Source organism: Streptomyces sp. NPDC051133 (assembly GCF_040682635.1).
In the GTDB taxonomy this organism is placed as follows: Bacteria; Actinomycetota; Actinomycetes; order Streptomycetales; family Streptomycetaceae; genus Streptomyces.
The window spans coordinates 86,971-101,840 of sequence record NZ_JBFBBK010000021.1; the positions used below are offsets into that span (position 1 = coordinate 86,971).

A 14,870-nucleotide genomic window follows, 5' to 3' on the forward strand; every position below is an offset into this window, starting at 1 on the left:
CGGAGACCGCCACACCATGTCCGTGACCAGCATCGACGCCAGCTCCGTGCACATCCTGGACAACCCCGCCTGGGCCGCGCTCACCGGCCCCCACGCCCACTTCGCCCAACGAATCGGCCACGCCGCCCGCTACCACCAGGACGTGGCCCCTTTCCACGCCCTCTCCGACGAGGACGACCCGCGCGCCTGGGCCGACCTCGCCGCACTCGTCGGCCCTGGCGGCACCGCCGCGGTGCGGGGCGTGACCGAGGCGGCGGTGGGCTGGGAGGTCGTGCGCACCGGACACGGCGTCCAGCTCGTGGACACCGCCCTGCGCGCCGAGCCCGACCCCGAGGCCGTACGGCTCGGCCCCGGCGACGTGCCCGAGATCCTGGATCTGGTCGCCCGCACGGAGCCGGGCCCCTATCTGCCCCGCACCGTCGAGCTGGGCGCCTACCTCGGCATCCGCCACCAGGGCCGGCTGATCGCCCTGGCCGGCGAGCGGCTGCACCCGCCGGGCTGGACGGAGATCAGCGCCGTGTGCACCGACCCCGACCACCGCGGCCGGGGCCTGGCCACCCGTTTGGTCCGCGCGGTCGCCGCCGGCATCAGGGAACGCGGCGAACGCCCCTTCCTGCACGCCGCCGCCACCAACGCGAACGCGATCCGGCTGTACGAGTCGATCGGGTTCACCCTGCGCCGCCGTACCGTCTTCTCGCTCGTCCGGCACACCGGGGCCGCCGCGCTGGAAGAAACGGCATAGCCGTGCCGTTGTCCTTGTCGAAGCTGAGTGAATGGTCCGCTCGGACGGAGGTGAGACACGTGACACGTGTACTCCGTGCCGTCCACCTCCACTCCCGGCCCCACATCGACCTCCAGCGCGTGGCCGGCTCCCTCTGTAGCTCCTGACCCCTCCCCCAGCCTTCGGCCGGGGGGACCCCCATCTCGCTGCGCTCGCCAGCCGCCGTGTGCCCCGACTCCCGCGGGCCGGCGATCTCGTACGGACCTCCAGGAAGGCACCCTCGTGTCCTCAACTCCCGCTCCCCACCTGCACCTTGCCGTCGCCCTGGACGGCACCGGCTGGCACCCCGCCTCCTGGCGCGAGCAAACCGCCCGCCCCCGGGACCTGTTCACCGCCGGCTACTGGGCCGACCTGGTCGCCGAGGCCGAACGCGGCCTGCTCGACTTCATCACCCTCGAGGACGGCCTCGGCCTGCAGTCCTCGCTCCCCCAGCCTCGACTTCGCTCGACCGGGGGGACCCCCATCGGTGAGCCGGACGGCCGCACGGACCAGGTCCGCGGACGCCTGGACGCCGTACTGATCGCGTCCCGCATCGCACCCTTGACCCGGCACATCGGACTGGTGCCGACCGTGATCACCACCCACACGGAGCCGTTCCACATCTCCAAGGCGATCGCCACTCTCGACTACGTCAGCAGCGGCCGGGCCGGTCTGCGCGTGCAGATCTCGCCCCGGCCGCACGAGGCCGCGCACTTCGGCCGCCGCACCTTTCCACCGCTCAGCCTGGAGGGCATCCAGAGTCCGGCCGGGCAGGAACTGCTCAACGAGCACTTCGATGAGGCCGCCGACTACGTCGAGGTCGTGCGCCGGCTCTGGGACAGCTGGGAGGACGACGCGGAGATCCGGGACGCCGCAACCGGCCGCTTCATCGACCGCGACAAGCTGCACTACATCGACTTCGAGGGCAGGCACTTCAGCGTCAAGGGCCCGTCCATCACCCCGCGCCCGCCGCAGGGTCAGCCGCTGGTCACCGCCCTCGCCCACCAGACGATCCCGTACCGGCTGGTGGCCCGCCAGGCCGACGTCGGCTACGTCACTCCGCACGACGCCGGCCAGGCCCGCGCGATCGTCGCCGAGATCCGCGCCGAGCAGGAGGCGGCCGGACGCGCCGGTGAACTCGTGCACGTCTTCGGTGACCTGGTCGTCTTCCTCGACGACGACCAGGCCGCGGCGGAAGACCGCCGTGCACGTCTCGACGCCCTCGCGGGGGAGCCGTACACCAGCGACGCCCGGATCTTTGCCGGTACGCCCGCCCAACTCGCCGACCTGATCCATGAGTTGGCGGCCGAGGGGCTGAGCGGCTTCCGGCTGAGGCCCGCCGTCGCCGGACACGACCTGCCCGCCATCACCCGGGGCCTGGTGCCCGAACTCCAGCGCCGCGGCGCCTTCCGCACCGCCTACGAGGCCGACACCCTGCGCGGCCTGCTGGGCCTCGCCCGCCCCGCCAACCGCTACGCCACCGCCTGAGCCGGAAGGACCGCACCGACATGAGCAAGCCGCTGAAGCAGATCCATCTGGCCGCACACTTCCCGGGCGTCAACAACACCACCGTGTGGAGCGACCCGAAGGCCGGCAGCCACATCGAGTTCAGCTCCTTCGCCCACTTCGCACAGACCGCCGAACGCGCCAAGTTCGACTTCCTCTTCCTCGCCGAGGGACTCAGGCTCCGCGAACAGGGCGGCAAGATCTACGACCTGGACGTCGTCGGCCGCCCCGACACCTTCACCGTCCTCGCCGCCCTCGCCGCCGTCACCGAACGGCTCGGCCTGACGGGAACCATCAACTCCACCTTCAACGAGCCCTACGAGGTGGCCCGCCAGTTCGCCAGCCTCGACCACCTCTCCGGCGGCCGCGCCGCCTGGAACGTCGTCACCTCCTGGGACGCCTTCACGGGCGAGAACTTCCGCCGCGGCGGCTTCCTGCCGCAGGGCGAGCGCTACTCCCGGGCGAAGGAGTTCCTGGCCACGGCGGCCGAACTCTTCGACTCCTGGCACGGCGACGAGATCATCGCCGACCAGGCCACCGGCGTCTTCCTGCGCGACGCGAAGGCCGGCTCCTTCGTGCACACCGGCCAACACTTCGACATCCACGGCCAGTTCAACGTCCCGCGCTCCCCGCAGGGCCGTCCCGTCATCTTCCAGGCCGGAGACTCCGACGAGGGCCGCGAATTCGCCGCATCGAGCGCCGACGCCATCTTCAGCCGCTACGCCACCCTGGAAGGCGGCCAGGCCTTCTACACGGACGTCAAGAACCGTCTCGCCAAGTACGACCGCCGCCACGACCAGTTGCTCATCCTGCCCGCCGCTTCCTTCGCCCTCGCCGACACCGACGCCGAGGCGGAGGAGCTGGCCCGGGAGGTGCGCCGCCAGCAGGTCAGCGGGGCCACCGCCATCAAGCACCTGGAGTTCGTCTGGAACCGCGATCTGTCCTCCTACGACCCCGAGGGCCCACTGCCCGACGTCGACCCGGACGTCAGCGACGAGCACATCTCCAAGGGCCGCGCCCAGGTCCGGATGTACCGCGACCCGCTGGCCACCGCCCGCGAGTGGCGCGAGCTGGCCGAGGCCAACAACTGGTCCATCCGCGACCTGGTCATCAACACCGGCAACCGCCAGAACTTCGTCGGCTCCCCGGCGACCATCGCCAAGACCATCAACGACTACGTTCAGGCCGACGCCAGTGACGGCTTCATTCTCGTCCCGCACATCACCCCGACCGGCCTCGACGACTTCGCCGACAAGGTCGTCCCGCTGCTGCAGGAACAGGGCGTCTTCCGCACCGACTACGAGGGCCCGACGCTCCGGCACCACCTCGGCCTCGAACACCCGGACGAGGCGTCCGACGAGCGGGCGGCGTCGTGAAGTTCCTCGCGATCACCCTGATCGTGCACCGCCCGGACCCGGTCACCGGGGTGCAGAAGTCCACCCACGACCGGTTCCGCGAGGTCCTCGACAACGCCCTGCTCGCCGAGGAGCTGGGGTTCGACGGCTTCGGCGTGGGGGAGCGGCACGAGCGGCCGTTCATCTCCTCGTCCCCGACCGTCGTACTGAGCCATGTGGCCGCCCTGACCAAGCGGATCCGCCTGTTCACGGCCGTGACCACGCTCAGCCTGCTGGACCCGGTCCGCGCGTACGAGGACTACGCCACCCTCGATCATCTCTCGGGCGGCCGCCTCGACCTGATCATCGGCAAGGGCAACGGCGCCGCCCAACGCGACCTTTTCCTCGTCACGCCCGAGGACCAGTGGGACCGCAACGCCGAGAGCTACGAGGTCTTCCGGAAGATCTGGCGCCAGGACAAGGTCACCGCCGACACCCGCTTCCGTCCCCCGCTGACCGACGCCGAGGTGTGGCCGCGGCCGTACCAGCAGCCGGTCCGGGTCTGGCACGGCAGCGCAACCAGCAAGGAGTCGGTCGACCTCGCCGCCCGCTACGGCGACCCGCTGTTCTCCGCCAACGTCACCAACCCCATAGAGCCGTATGCCGAGTTGATCCGCCACTACCGCGAGCGCTGGGAGTTCTACGGCCACGACCCGGCGCAGATAGCCGTCGGCGCCGGCACCGCGGGCATCTATGTCGCCCCCACCTCGCAGGAGGCGCTCGCCGCGTACCGGCCGATCTTCGAGGCCAACCTGGCCTTCTTCAAGAAGGCAGGGCTGCCGGTGGTATTCGAGACCCTGGAGGACTTCGTCGAGCGCAGCTCGGCGCTGATCGGCAGCCCGCAACAGGTCGTCGACAAGGTGCACCGCTACCACGAGCAGTTCGGCCACACGGTCGTCCACCTGCACGCCGACGCGGGTGGGCTGCCGGAGTCCCAGCACCGCGCCTCCCTCGAGCTGTTCCAGTCCAAGGTCGCCCCCGTGCTGCGCCGCGAGATCCCCGACCCGCCGTTCGCCTGGGGCCCCGTCCTTCCGGCAACACCGATCACCCAGGAGTCCGTCCGTGTCTGACATCCCCCTCGGCGTCCTCGACCTGGTCCCGATCTCCTCCGGATCGACGGCAGCCGATGCCCTGCGCAATTCCATCGATCTCGCGCAGCAGGCCGAGCGCTTCGGGTATGCCCGCTACTGGTTCGCTGAGCATCACCTCAATCCCGGCGTGGCCGGAACGTCACCCGCCGTCGTCCTGGCGCTGACCGCCTCCGCCACCTCCACCATCCGGCTCGGTTCCGGGGCCGTACAGCTCGGGCACCGCACGGCGCTGTCCACCGTGGAGGAGTTCGGCCTGCTCGACACACTGCACCCGGGGCGTTTCGATCTGGGCCTGGGCCGCTCGGGCGGCCGCCCGCCGGGACAGCCGGCCGCCCCCTTGTCGACGGCGGCCCCCGTCGTCGACGGCCGCACCCCGAACGGCCTGCTGATCCCACCCCGCTTCTCCTTCGAACATCTGCTCGGCTCACCCCGCATCGCGCTGCAGCGCAGGCTGCTCCTGCTGCCGGGCGCCGCGTCACAGGACTACGCCGAGCAGATCGACGACATCCTCGCCCTGCTGGCCGGCACCTACCGCTCGCCGGAGGGTGTCGAAGCGCACGTCGTGCCAGGGGAGGGCGCCGACGTGGAGGTGTGGATCCTGGGCAGCAGCGGTGGTCAGAGCGCCGAGGTGGCGGGCGGCAACGGTCTGCGGTTCGCGGCCAACTATCACGTCAGCCCGGCCACGGTCCTGGAGGCGGTGGAGGGCTACCGGTCCTTCTTCCAGCCCTCCGAGTTCCTCGACAAGCCGTACGTCAGCGTCTCGGCGGACGTCGTCGTCGCAGAGGACGACGAGGCGGCCCGTGAACTCGCCACCGGCTACGGCCCGTGGGTGCGCAGCATCCGTACTGCCGAGGGCGCCATCGAGTTCCCGACGCCGCAGGAAGCGCGTGCCCACGCATGGACCGACGAGGACCGGGCCCTCGTCCAGGACCGCCTCGACACCCAGTTCGTCGGCTCGCCGGGCCGGGTCGCCGACCAGCTGGAACAACTGCAGGAGGCGACGGGCGCGGACGAGTTGCTCATCACGACGATCACCCACGACCACTCCGACCGGGTCCGTTCGTACGAACTGCTCGCGGAGGAATGGCGCCGACGGGGGCACTCCTTCCAGCCGAGCTGATGCTCGGCGTCCGATTACCAGGTGTTTGAAGCGCCGACACACGCGCCGACTTGGCCGAGCAGTCCCGCACAGCCGAGCGGGAGCGGTCAGCCCGGTGGGAGGGCACGGAGGAGCAGAGCCAGCGACTGTCGCGGGCTCTGTCCCGCGGTGTCGACGACGACGCGCTCGCGGTCCCACGGCTCGTACTCCCGGCCGACGACCTGCTGCCAGTCCGGCAGCGGCAGACCTGGAATGTCGACCGACCGCGAGGTCACACGGCGCCGGTGCTCCGCCGGATCCGAGCACACCACCTCCACCTCGACGACGGGCACGCCCGCCTCGTCGGCCGTGTCCCGCCAGGCGTCGCGCGTCACACTCAGCGGATTGACCGATTCCGCGATCACGGTCAGCCCCTGCCGCAGGTGTTCCTCGGCCAGGGCATACCCGACGGCGTAGCCCACGGGACCAACCGGGTGCCGGGCCGGCCCGGAGCGGACGATCGCCTGCTCGATGGTGTCGACTCGCAAATGGACCGCACCGATCCGGGCCGCCAGGAGACGGGCGAGCGTGGTCTTGCCGGTGCCGGGCAGGCCGCCCATGACGATGAGCACAGGATCATCCCTCCTTCAGCCGTCGCGAAGAGGCGCCGTACGCCTGGGCGTTGCGCACGAAGAGCTCGTGCAGGTCTCGGACCGCTCGCGGTACGGAGCCGGAATGGCGGCGCTGCAGGACCAGCAGTACGTCGGTCGCATCCTTCGCGAGTGGCCGCACAGTGATCGCGCCCCGTCGCTCCAGCGGGTCGCCGACGACGCTGAAGTCCGGCAGCACCGTGGCCCCCAGGCCCTCGGCGACCATCAGTTTGCCCATCTCCGCACCGTCGGTGGAGTACGAGAAGGACGGTGTCCGGCCGCGGAGCAGCCGGTGCACGAAACGGTGCATGACATAGCCGGACCGCATCACGACCAGCGGCTCGGTCAGGAGGCTGTCGGCGTCCACCGCGTCCAAGGCAGCAAGTGGACTGTCCGGACGAACGCACACCACCGGTCGGCCGCACAGCAGCTCCGTCGTCTCGAATCCGGGCGGCATGTCGTCGCCCCGGAGGTAGTTCACCAGTCCCAGATCGAAGGCGCCCTCCAGCAGCCCGCGGTGGATGTCGGCCTGCTGCGCGCCGACCATCTCGACCTGGGTGACCGGGTGCGCGGCCCGGAACTCGCGCACGGTCGGGATGACCAGCGGGACGGTGGCCGTGTTCACCGTGCCGAGTCGGACCATGCGGCTGATGCGGTGCTGGTCGCCGGCCGCGCCGCGCAGCCGGTCGACCGCGTCCAGCACGCTCATGATGTGCGGCAGCAGCTCGCGTCCCTCGTCGCTGATCTTCGCCCCGGTCCGCTTGCGCTCCAGCAGGTCCACGCCGAGCTCGCGCTCCAGATTGCGTACGGTCTCGCTGAGCGCCGGCTGGGACAGATGAAGTTCCTCGGCCGCGCGTCGTAGCGAACCGAGCCGTGTGACGGCCGCGATGTATTCGAGTTGTTCGATACGCACGATCAGGAGACTGCGCCCTCCTGGAGACCGGGTTCAAGGGAATCCCTGTCACAACCTCGTGAATACCGACTCTCAGCATGTGGAATCACATCCGGGCATTCTTGACCGGCCGGACTCCTCCCTGGTTCGATCGGTGGCATGAAGCGAGAGGACCTCACGCGGCGACGCCACGTCGACCTTGCGCGTGTCTCCAGCGCCTTCTGTCGCTGTCGGGTCTGAGCGCACCCGAGGGAAACCCTCCCACTCGCTCCCGCTCCGACTTCCTTCCGTGAATTCCGGTCCCGGCTCATTGCCGTCGTGACGACGCTTCTCCCGGAAACGCCGCTCCAGCGCGCCTGAATTCCGCGGAGCTCATTCGTCCTGCCCGCGCAGCGTTCTCCTGCCAGGAGTTCTTCATGCCTGTATCCCCCGTATCTTCCGCATCCCGCGGATCCGTTCCCGTCCGCTTTGCCTACTGGGTCCCGAACGTCAGCGGCGGCCTGGTCACCAGCACCATCGAGCAGCGCACCGACTGGGGCTACGACTACAACCGCGAACTCGCCGTCCTCGCCGAGAACAACGGCTTCGACTACGCCCTCAGCCAGGTCCGCTACATGGCCAGCTACGGCGCCGAGTATCAGCACGAGTCGACCAGCTTCAGCCTCGCCCTGCTGCTCGCCACCCAGCGTCTCAAGGTCATCGCCGCCGTCCATCCTGGTCTGTGGCACCCGGGCGTCCTCGCCAAACTCGGTGCCACCGCCGACCACCTCTCGAACGGTCGCTTCGCCGTCAACGTCGTGTCGGGCTGGTTCAAGGGCGAGTTCACCGCCCTTGGTGAGCCCTGGCTGGAGCACGACGAACGCTACCGACGCTCGGAGGAGTTCATCCGTGCCCTGCGGAAGATCTGGACCGAGGACCACACCGAACTCGCCGGGGACTTCTACCGGTTGCGCGACTTTTCCCTCAAGCCCAAGCCGTTGAACACCTCCGAGCGCCCGCACCCGGAGATCTTCCAGGGCGGCAACTCCAGCGCTGCCCGCGCCATGGCCGGTCGCGTATCCGACTGGTACTTCAGCAACGGCAAGGACTTCGACGGCGTCACCGAGCAGATCACCGACGTACGCAAGTCCGCCGCCGAAGCCGGCCGCAGGGCACCGAAGTTCGGCCTCAACGGCTTCCTCATCGCCCGCGACACCGAGGCCGAGGCACGCGAGACCCTGCGCGAGATCGTCGCCAAGGCCGACACCGAGGCCGTCGAGGGCTTCGGCGCGGCGGTGAAGCAGGCAGGGCAGTCCACCGCCGACAAGAAGGGCATGTGGCAGGACTCCTCCTTCGAGGACCTCGTCCAGTACAACGACGGCTTCCGTACGGGGCTCATCGGCACACCCGAGCAGATCGCCGAGCGGATCGTCGCCTACAAGAAGCTCGGCGTCGACCTCTTCCTCCTCGGCTTCCTCCACTACCACGAGGAGGTCGAGTACTTCGGCCGGCGCGTGCTGCCGCTCGTACGCGAGCTGGAGGCCCAACTGCCGGACAGCCAGGCGGACTCCGTCCCTTCGCACGCTTGACCCTGCCTTCCGCACCGCACCGCGAATGAGGTCATCAGCATGAGCACTGTCACGCCCGCCGACTGGACGACCCGCCCCGCCCCCGCCGCCGCCGAGGAATGGATCGCCCGGGCGGCCGAGGTCGCCGCCGTCCTCGACACCGACGCGGCCGCCCGCGACCGGGCCGGCGCCACGCCGTACGCCGAGGTGCGGCTCCTCAAGGACGCCGGCCTGGTCACCCTGCTCGGTCCCACCGAGCACGGCGGCGCGGGCCAGGACTGGACCACCGCCTACCGGGTCGTCCGCGAGGTCGCCAAGGCCGACGGATCCATCGGCCAGCTCCTCGGCTATCACTACCTGTGGTTCTGGGCCGCACGCCTGGTCGGAACCCGCGAGCAGTGGGAGCGGACAGAGGCCGAGGCCACCCGGGAGCGCTGGTTCTTCGGCGGGGCCGTCAACCCGCGCGACAAGGACGTCGTCGTCACTGAGGAGGGCGACGACCTGGTCTTCACCGGCCGCAAGACCTTCTCCACCGGCAGCAAGGTCTCCGACGTCACCGTCCTCGAAGGCGTCCTGGAGGGCACCGGACTGCACGTCTTCGCGATCGTGCCGTCCGGCAGCGAAGGCCTGACCTTCCACGACGACTGGGACAACATCGGCCAGCGGCTCACCGAGAGCGGCGGCGTCACCATCAGCGGCGTCCGCGCGCCGTGGTCGTCGGCGCTCGGCTACGTCGACAAGGAGTTCCAGCCGCGCACCTACAACACCCTCAACGTCCCCACCATCCAGCTCGTGTTCGTCAGCTTCTACCTCGGCATCGCGAGCGGCGCGCTGGAGACGGCCGCCACCTACACCCGCACCAAGTCCCGTTCGTGGCTGCACGGCGGTCATGAGCGGGCGGTCGACGAGCCGTACGTCATCGACATCTACGGCGACCTCACCGCGAAGCTCTGGGCGGCTGAGGCCCTCGCCGACGCCGTCGCCGCCGAGGGACAGAAGCTGCACGACGAGCCCGACGCGGTGACCGCGCAGACCCGAGGCGACTTCGAGGTACGGGTGGCCGCAGTGAAGGCCCGCGCCACCGACGTCGCCCTGGAGATCGGCAACCAGATCTTCGAAGTGACCGGGGCTCGCGCCACCGCCGCATCCGAGGGCCTGGACCGCTTCTGGCGCAACGTCCGCACCCACACGCTCCACGACCCTGTCGCCTACAAGCGGCGAGAGGTCGGCCGCTGGGTTCTTGAGGGCGAACTGCCCGAACCCACCTGGTACTCCTGACCGCCCCCAGGGCGCCTCCCCGGCGAAGGCGCCCCCTTCTTCCCCGAAAGAGGACCCATGGCCACCGTCCTGTCCGTCTCCGGCAGCCCTTCCGCCTCCTCCCGCACCAACCGCCTGCTGCGCCACCTGGACCAGCGACTGACCGCTCAGGGGCACGACGTCGTCCCGCTCGACGTCCGCACCATCCCCGCCGAGGCCCTGCTCGGCGCGGACTTCCGGCATCCGGCGATCGTCGAGGCCACCGAGCTGTTCGCGAGCGCCGACGGCGTCGTCGTAGGAACACCCGTCTACAAGGCGTCGTACTCCGGAGTCCTCAAGGCGCTCCTCGACCTGCTCCCGCAGTACGCACTCACCGGCAAGACGGTCCTCCCGCTCGCCACCGGCGGCTCCACCGCGCACGTCCTCGCCATCGACTACGCCCTGCGTCCGGTTCTCAACTCCATGGGGGCCGCGCACATCGTGCAGGGCTGGTTCACCCTCGACAAGGACATCACCGCCCACGACGACGGCTCGGTCACTGTCGTACCGGCTGCCGCCGAGGCCCTCACCCAGGTCGTCGACCAGTTCTCGCTGGCGCTGGGCCGTACTCCGCTCCTGGCCGCGGCGAGCTGAGGCCATGACCGCACACGTCATCGCCGACGACGCCGAGGCCGTCGCTGTCGCTTCCGCCCTGGCCGACGACTTCCGGGCGGGCGCCTCGGCCCGCGACGCCGAACGCCGGCTTCCCCGTGAGGAGCTGGACCGGCTCTCCGCCTCGGGGCTGCTCGCCGTCACCGTGCCGACAGAGCACGGTGGCGCGGACGTCCGCGCTGAGACCCTCGCGGAGATCTTCCGGCTGCTGGCTTCCGCCGACGCCAGTCTCGCCCAGATTCCGCAGAGCCACTTCGCCTATGTGAACGTGATTCGACGTCAGGGGAGCGAGGAGCAGCAGAAGTTCTTCTACGCCGAGTTGCTCGCCGGCCGCCGCTTCGGCAACGCCCAGTCGGAGGCGGGTACGAAGCACGTCCAGGACATCCGGACCCGGCTGGAGCCCCGGCCGGACGGCTCGTATGTCCTGAACGGACTCAAGCACTACTCCACGGGAGCCCTGTTCGCCGACTGGATCCCGGTCCTGGCCCGGGCCGAGGACGACAACCTGCACGTGGCGTATGTGCCGTCGGACGCCCCCGGCCTCACGGTGATCGACGACTGGGACGGCCTGGGGCAGCGTACGACGGCCAGCGGAACCGTCCGTCTGGCGGGCGTCCCGGTGCCCGCGGACCGGGTGCTGCCCCACCACCTGACCTTTCGCGGGCCCCAACTTCACGGGGCCATCGCCCAGTTGCTGCACGCCGCCATCGACGCCGGAATCGCCACGGGGGCGCTCGCCGAGGCCGCTGAGTTCGTGCGAACCAAGAGCCGTCCCTGGTTCGAGAGCGGCGTCGACACGGCCGCGGAGGATCCGCTGCTGATCCAGCGGTTCGGTGAACTCGCCCTTCAGGTGAGGGCGTCCGCAGCGCTTCTGCGCGAGGCCGCGCGAGCGGTGGACGTGGCGCAGGCCCACCTCACCGACGATTCGGCCGCCGAGGCATCCATCGCGGTCGCCGCGGCAAAGGTGCATGCCGCCCAAACGGCGGTGGAGGTGGGGAGCGCGCTGTTCGAGGTGTCCGGAACCCGGGCTGCGCTCGTTTCCCTGAATCTGCACCGGCATTGGCGCGACGCCCGCACCCACACCCTGCACGACCCGGCCCGCTGGAAGGTCCAGCACATCGGCCGCTACGTCCTCAACGGCACCAGGCCGCCCCGCCACGGCCTCCTCTGACGAACGCCGACGAACGTCCCCTGATCGCACCCCTGATCGGAGCCCCGAGTGTCCCTCACCTTCCACTGGTTCCTGCCGACCAACGGAGACAGCCGCAACGTCGTCGGCGGCGGCCACGGCACCCCCGCCACCGAGTCCGGGCGCGACCGGCCGCCGACGGTCGCCTACCTCAGCCAGATCGCCCGCGCCGCCGAGGACCTGGGCTTCGTCGGCGCACTCACGCCGACGGGAGCCTGGTGCGAGGACGCATGGCTGACCACCGCGATGGTCAGCCAGAACACCGAGCGCCTGAAGTTCCTCGTCGCCTTTCGGCCCGGCTTCGTCTCACCGACACTTGCCGCGCAGATGGCCTCCACCTTCCAGCGACAGAGCGGCGGACGGCTGCTGCTCAACGTCGTCACCGGCGGCGAGAGCCACGAGCAGCGGGCCTACGGCGACTTCCTGGACAAGGACGCGCGCTACCACCGCACCGGTGAGTTCCTGGAGATCGTACGAGGGTTGTGGGAGGGCAAGACCGTCGACCTGCGGGGCGAGCACCTCCATGTCGAGGAAGCGAAGCTTGCACGGGTGCCCGACCCGGTCCCCGAGGTGTATTTCGGGGGCTCCTCGCCGATCGCGGGAGAAGTCGCCGCAAAGCATGTCGATGTCTATCTCACCTGGGGCGAGCCGCCCGCCGCCGTCGCGGAGAAGATCGCCTGGATCCGGGCGTTGGCCGACAAGGAGGGCCGTAGCGTCCGCTTCGGCATCCGCCTGCATGTCATCACCCGCGACACCTCCGAGCAGGCCTGGGCCGAGGCGAACCGGCTCCTGGACGGCTTCGACCCGGAGGCGGTCAAGACCATCCAGGCGGGCCTGGCACGCAGCGAGTCCGAGGGCCAGCAGCGCATGCTCGCCCTGCACGGCGGCGGCAGCCGTGACCGCCTGGAGATCCACCCCAACCTGTGGGCGGGCATCGGCCTGGTGCGCGGCGGCGCGGGCACCGCCCTGGTCGGCAGCCACGACGAGGTCACCGAGCGGATCAAGGAGTACCACGCGCTCGGCGTCGACGAGTTCGTGCTCTCCGGCTATCCGCACCTGGAGGAGGCCTACTGGTTCGGCGAGGGTGTCCTGCCGAAACTTCAGACGCAGGGCTTGTGGCAGCACCCGTACGGACAGCAGGCCGCCCCCTCGGCCCAAGTGCCGTTCGGCGCCGGGGGCCGGCGATGACTACGTGATCGCGGCGGAGGCCGGAAGCGCCCATGTGATCGCTGTTGCCGCCGAGCCGGCCTCCAAGTTCGCCCTCCCGACCCCGTCCGGCGGCGCCACGCTCCGCGAGCGCATCCATGGCCTGGTCGGCTGCCCTCCGGGACGACCGCCCGGCTGCGCGCGATCGCGAACTCGCCATCCGGGAGCGTGAATCAGCCGGGGTGCCGTCGAATCCCTAGTTTTCCTATCGAATTACTAGGGAAGTGTTGACGGTGGTCGGAGAAGAGAGTGAGGATGATGAAGCCGACGCCTCTCCGAGCATCGCTGCACTCCCACGCCGCCTCGCCGGGCACCGCGTCGTCCTCGGTCCCCTGAAGGAAGACGCCATGACAACAGCACTGAGGTGCAGTGACAGCCGCAGTCGCATGAAGAGGGTCCGGATATGACGGTGACGGCCGACGAGGTGACCGACGCGGGAGCCGGGCAGGTCGACTGGCTGCACATAGCCCGTGAGATGGCGGACGACCTGGCCACGGACGCGGCCGAGCGCGAACAGGCCGGCAAAGCACCGCTCGACGAGGTCGCGCGGCTGCGCGAGTCGGGGCTGCTGACATTGTTGGCACCGGCCGAGCAGGGGGGAGGAGCTGCGGACTGGCGCACGGCCTACACGGTCGTCCGGACCGTCGCCGCGGCCGACGGGGCCATCGGCCACCTGCTGGGCCACCACTACTTCCTGTCCTTCACCGCCCGTTTCTTCGCAGCCCCTGCACGTGCCGCCCGTGTCGAGCGGGAGTCGACGGAGGGGCAGTGGTGCTGGGGAGGCGGTATCGCCTCACACGAACCGCCGCTCATCCTGACCCCCACTGCGAGCGGCTATCTGCTGAACGGCTACCAGAGGTACGCCACCGGCGTCGGGATCGCCGACCGGCTGGTGGTCCGAGCCGCCAGGTACGGCACGGGTGAGCCGCTGGCCGTCCTCGTCGACCCCACCCATCCGGGTGTCGTGAGCGGCGGCAGCGGGGACGCCTTCGGCCAGCGGCTGGCTGCCGGTGGCGCCGTGGAGTTCGACTCCGTACCGGTAGCGGCGGACGATGTGTTCGGCTCGCTCTCGCCCGACGAGGGCGTCCTGTCACCCTTCGCCTCTCTTGCCGTGCCGACCGCGCGCCTGGTCTCCGCCCAGTTCTGCCTCGGCATCGCCGAGGGACTGCTGGACGAGGTCCACGAGCACGGAAGGGCCGTGCGGTCGCCCTGGCAGCCCTTCTCGCCCCAGCCCTGGCCGGGCAGTCCCCCGCAGGATCCCTACGCGCTGACCGTGTACGGCGAGCTCGCCGTCGTCGCACGTGCCGCGTCCGCTCTGGCCGAGCAGGCGGTGGATGCCCTCCTGCGCGGCCTCGCGCAGGACGAGGATCTCCACGACGAGGAGTGCGCGGAGATCGCCGTCCTCGCGAGCGTGGCCGAGGCAGCGGCCTCCCGGGCCGCGCAGGAGATCACCAACCGTGCACTGGAGGTCGTCGGAGTCGAGGCCGCTTCCATGCGGCACGGCTTCGACCGCTTCTGGCGTGACGCCCGGACCCACACCCTGCGTGAACCGGCCGCACACAGACTGCGTGAGATCGGGGACTACTTCCTCAACGGTGCGCACCCGTCCTTCGTCCTTCCTGCCTGACGGCGCAGCCGGTGACGGGCGG

The 14,870-nt window shown here is 70.2% G+C and carries 15 protein-coding genes; 13 read left to right on the forward strand and 2 right to left on the reverse strand.

Annotated features, from left to right (window positions below; translation table 11 throughout):
- Positions 1–16 precede the first annotated feature (16 nt).
- From AB0N17_RS22440 to AB0N17_RS22465, 6 genes are all read left to right on the forward strand, one after another.
- Positions 17–742, forward strand: coding sequence for a GNAT family N-acetyltransferase (locus AB0N17_RS22440; RefSeq protein WP_366013191.1), 726 nt, complete (start codon positions 17–19; stop codon positions 740–742).
- Between the two features lie 59 nt (positions 743–801).
- Entirely contained in the window at positions 802–888 is an 87-nt protein-coding gene (locus AB0N17_RS22445) for a putative leader peptide (protein WP_318658124.1), read from the forward strand.
- Positions 889–1,003: 115 nt separating this feature from the next.
- Positions 1,004–2,248: an LLM class flavin-dependent oxidoreductase gene (locus AB0N17_RS22450; protein WP_366013192.1), complete on the forward strand. Its 1,245-nt coding sequence runs from the start codon at positions 1,004–1,006 to the stop codon at positions 2,246–2,248.
- A 20-nt stretch (positions 2,249–2,268) separates the two neighbouring features.
- Positions 2,269–3,642 carry an NtaA/DmoA family FMN-dependent monooxygenase gene (locus tag AB0N17_RS22455; protein ID WP_366013193.1) on the forward strand — a complete coding sequence of 458 codons (1,374 nt, stop codon included), beginning with the start codon at positions 2,269–2,271 and terminating at the stop codon, positions 3,640–3,642.
- A complete protein-coding gene (locus AB0N17_RS22460) occupies positions 3,639–4,730 on the forward strand; it encodes an LLM class flavin-dependent oxidoreductase (RefSeq protein WP_366013194.1) in 1,092 nt (363 codons plus the stop codon). Before AB0N17_RS22455 ends, AB0N17_RS22460 begins: the two co-directional genes overlap by 4 nt.
- Positions 4,723–5,871: an LLM class flavin-dependent oxidoreductase gene (locus AB0N17_RS22465; RefSeq protein ID WP_366013195.1), complete on the forward strand. Its 1,149-nt coding sequence runs from the start codon at positions 4,723–4,725 to the stop codon at positions 5,869–5,871. The genes AB0N17_RS22460 and AB0N17_RS22465 overlap by 8 nt, the downstream gene beginning before the upstream one ends.
- An 86-nt stretch (positions 5,872–5,957) precedes the next feature.
- Here the strand turns inward: AB0N17_RS22465 and AB0N17_RS22470 are convergent, their stop codons facing one another.
- Complete coding sequence (locus tag AB0N17_RS22470) at positions 5,958–6,461, reverse strand: AAA family ATPase (protein WP_366013196.1); 504 nt, start codon at positions 6,459–6,461, stop codon at positions 5,958–5,960.
- A 4-nt stretch (positions 6,462–6,465) separates the two neighbouring features.
- Positions 6,466–7,392, reverse strand: coding sequence for a LysR family transcriptional regulator (locus AB0N17_RS22475; RefSeq protein WP_366013197.1), 927 nt, complete (start codon positions 7,390–7,392; stop codon positions 6,466–6,468).
- A gap of 138 nt (positions 7,393–7,530) precedes the next feature.
- On the opposite strand from AB0N17_RS22475, the gene AB0N17_RS22480 reads away from it, so the two are divergent.
- The 7 genes from AB0N17_RS22480 to AB0N17_RS22510 all read left to right on the forward strand — a co-directional run bounded on the left by AB0N17_RS22480 (position 7,531) and on the right by AB0N17_RS22510 (position 14,848).
- Entirely contained in the window at positions 7,531–7,611 is an 81-nt protein-coding gene (locus AB0N17_RS22480) for a putative leader peptide (protein WP_366013243.1), read from the forward strand.
- 176 nt (positions 7,612–7,787) lie between these two features.
- Positions 7,788–8,939, forward strand: coding sequence for a dimethylsulfone monooxygenase SfnG (sfnG, locus tag AB0N17_RS22485; RefSeq protein WP_366013198.1), 1,152 nt, complete (start codon positions 7,788–7,790; stop codon positions 8,937–8,939).
- A 39-nt stretch (positions 8,940–8,978) separates the two neighbouring features.
- Entirely contained in the window at positions 8,979–10,196 is a 1,218-nt protein-coding gene (locus AB0N17_RS22490) for an acyl-CoA dehydrogenase family protein (RefSeq protein ID WP_366013199.1), read from the forward strand.
- Positions 10,197–10,253: 57 nt separating this feature from the next.
- A complete protein-coding gene (ssuE, locus tag AB0N17_RS22495; RefSeq protein WP_366013200.1) occupies positions 10,254–10,808 on the forward strand; it encodes an NADPH-dependent FMN reductase in 555 nt (184 codons plus the stop codon).
- A gap of 4 nt (positions 10,809–10,812) precedes the next feature.
- Positions 10,813–11,997 carry an SfnB family sulfur acquisition oxidoreductase gene (locus tag AB0N17_RS22500; RefSeq protein WP_366013201.1) on the forward strand — a complete coding sequence of 395 codons (1,185 nt, stop codon included), beginning with the start codon at positions 10,813–10,815 and terminating at the stop codon, positions 11,995–11,997.
- Between the two features lie 48 nt (positions 11,998–12,045).
- Entirely contained in the window at positions 12,046–13,203 is a 1,158-nt protein-coding gene (locus AB0N17_RS22505) for an LLM class flavin-dependent oxidoreductase (protein WP_366013202.1), read from the forward strand.
- A gap of 421 nt (positions 13,204–13,624) precedes the next feature.
- Positions 13,625–14,848 carry an acyl-CoA dehydrogenase family protein gene (locus AB0N17_RS22510; RefSeq protein ID WP_366013203.1) on the forward strand — a complete coding sequence of 408 codons (1,224 nt, stop codon included), beginning with the start codon at positions 13,625–13,627 and terminating at the stop codon, positions 14,846–14,848.
- The last annotated feature ends 22 nt before the right edge of the window (positions 14,849–14,870 follow it).

What these genes read in the sequence shown, in the direction of transcription:
- AB0N17_RS22440 (WP_366013191.1), top strand. Translation starts at nt 17, where the DNA reads ATGTCCGTGACCAGCATCGACGCCAGCTCCGTGCACATCCTGGACAAC.
- AB0N17_RS22455 (WP_366013193.1), top strand. Translation starts at nt 2,269, where the DNA reads ATGAGCAAGCCGCTGAAGCAGATCCATCTGGCCGCACACTTCCCGGGC.
- AB0N17_RS22480 (WP_366013243.1), top strand. Translation starts at nt 7,531, where the DNA reads ATGAAGCGAGAGGACCTCACGCGGCGACGCCACGTCGACCTTGCGCGT.
- sfnG (WP_366013198.1), top strand. Translation starts at nt 7,788, where the DNA reads ATGCCTGTATCCCCCGTATCTTCCGCATCCCGCGGATCCGTTCCCGTC.
- AB0N17_RS22490 (WP_366013199.1), top strand. Translation starts at nt 8,979, where the DNA reads ATGAGCACTGTCACGCCCGCCGACTGGACGACCCGCCCCGCCCCCGCC.
- ssuE (WP_366013200.1), top strand. Translation starts at nt 10,254, where the DNA reads ATGGCCACCGTCCTGTCCGTCTCCGGCAGCCCTTCCGCCTCCTCCCGC.
- AB0N17_RS22500 (WP_366013201.1), top strand. Translation starts at nt 10,813, where the DNA reads ATGACCGCACACGTCATCGCCGACGACGCCGAGGCCGTCGCTGTCGCT.
- AB0N17_RS22510 (WP_366013203.1), top strand. Translation starts at nt 13,625, where the DNA reads ATGACGGTGACGGCCGACGAGGTGACCGACGCGGGAGCCGGGCAGGTC.